This is a genomic window from Desulfovibrio inopinatus DSM 10711 (assembly GCF_000429305.1).
In the GTDB taxonomy this organism is placed as follows: domain Bacteria; phylum Desulfobacterota; class Desulfovibrionia; order Desulfovibrionales; family Desulfovibrionaceae; genus Alteridesulfovibrio; species Alteridesulfovibrio inopinatus.
Map to the genome: position 1 here is coordinate 1 of NZ_AUBP01000066.1, position 1,415 is coordinate 1,415.

Below are 1,415 nucleotides of genomic sequence, written 5' to 3' on the forward strand. Positions count from 1 at the left end.
CTTCCCGGTTGCGGCCGACACCGTGATTTATATGGGATCTATGGTGGCGGTGAATTCGAGCGGCTACGCGGTTCCGGCTGCGGATGCGGCCGGATTGACCGTGGTGGGCGTCGCTTTTGCCCGGGCAGACAATACTGGGGGCGCGGCCGGAGACGTCAGCGTTATTGCCCGGCGCGGCGTGTTTGGGCTGGCCTTGTCGGCTGCCAATGCACCGACAAACGCTGATGTCGGGTCGGTGTACGTCGAAGACGATCAGACCGTGAGCACCGACGGCGGCGTCAATAGCATTGCAGCGGGTAATCTCGTCGGCGTCGACAGCGATTACGCTTGGGTGCGGATCTAAGGAGTGACGATCATGTTGGTGAATAAAGCGAATTTGGCCGCCGTGTATCGCGGCCTGAAAACGGAATTCCAGGCCGCCTTGCGCGGCGTGCCCTCGGATTACGAAACGATTGCCGATATCCTGCCGTCGACGACAGCTATCGAAGACTACACCTGGATTTCCGATTTCCCGGCATTGCGGGAGTGGATCGGCGATAAAATCATCAAACAGCTCTCCGGTTTCAAATATACCGTCGTCAACAAAGATTTTGAAAGCACGATTGCGGTGAAGCGCAATGATTTGGAAGATGATCGGATCGGCGCATATGGCCTCAAGGCCAAGGCCACAGGCCGGGCTGCCGGGGCATGGCCGAACCGGTTGATTTTCGGATTGCTTTCCAAGGGATGGACCACCGCCTGCTATGACGGCAAGGCCTTTTTTGCAACGGATCATTCGATAGCGGGAAAAGCCTGCTCAAACTCCGGAGGCGGGACGGGTACGGCCTGGTATCTCCTCGACACCACCCAGGCGCTCAAGCCGCTTATCATGCAGCTCCGGAAAAAGCCGCAAATGGTTGTTCAGGATGATCCGCAGACCGATTCCGTGTTTAAACGTGGTGAATATCTCGTCTCGGTTGAGGCTCGGGGCAACGCCGGGTTTGGGTTGTGGCAATGTGCATATGGGAGCAAGCAAACGCTCGATCCTGCCGCATTTGCAGCAGCCCGGGCGGCCATGATGTCGCAGACGGATGACAACGGTGATCCGTTGGGCATTAGCCCGAATGTTTTGGTTGTGCCACCGACGTTGGAAGAAAACGCCCTGGAAATACTCAAGGCCGAAAAGTTGGCCGACAATACGAGTAATATTTGGCGAGGTATGGCCGAACCGTTGGTTTCGCCGTGGCTGTCGGCGGCTGCCTAATCGGACAATGATTCGTCTCAACCCTTTTGACCTAGGTTTGACCTAGTCCAAACGGACAATACGCATGGCTTACGCTCTCTCCGACGACTTGATTGCGCTCCTTCCCGAAGACGAGCTGTTGCAGCTTGCCGACGACAGCGGGAGCGCGGGCATGGATGATCCGGCTGTTATG

The 1,415-nt window shown here is 57.1% G+C and carries 2 protein-coding genes; both read left to right on the top strand.

The window, feature by feature from the left end; genetic code table 11:
* Positions 1 to 343, top strand: a 343-nt coding sequence (locus G451_RS34660) for a hypothetical protein (protein ID WP_027185685.1), incomplete at its 5' end; no start/stop codon positions are given.
* A 12-nt stretch (positions 344 to 355) separates the two neighbouring features.
* Positions 356 to 1,243 (top strand): Mu-like prophage major head subunit gpT family protein, encoded by an 888-nt coding sequence (locus tag G451_RS0120345; protein WP_027185686.1) that lies wholly within the window; start codon positions 356 to 358, stop codon positions 1,241 to 1,243.
* Positions 1,244 to 1,415 lie beyond the last annotated feature (172 nt).

Coding starts and splice junctions, on each gene's coding strand:
- G451_RS0120345 (WP_027185686.1), top strand. CDS start 356: ATGTTGGTGAATAAAGCGAATTTGGCCGCCGTGTATCGCGGCCTGAAA.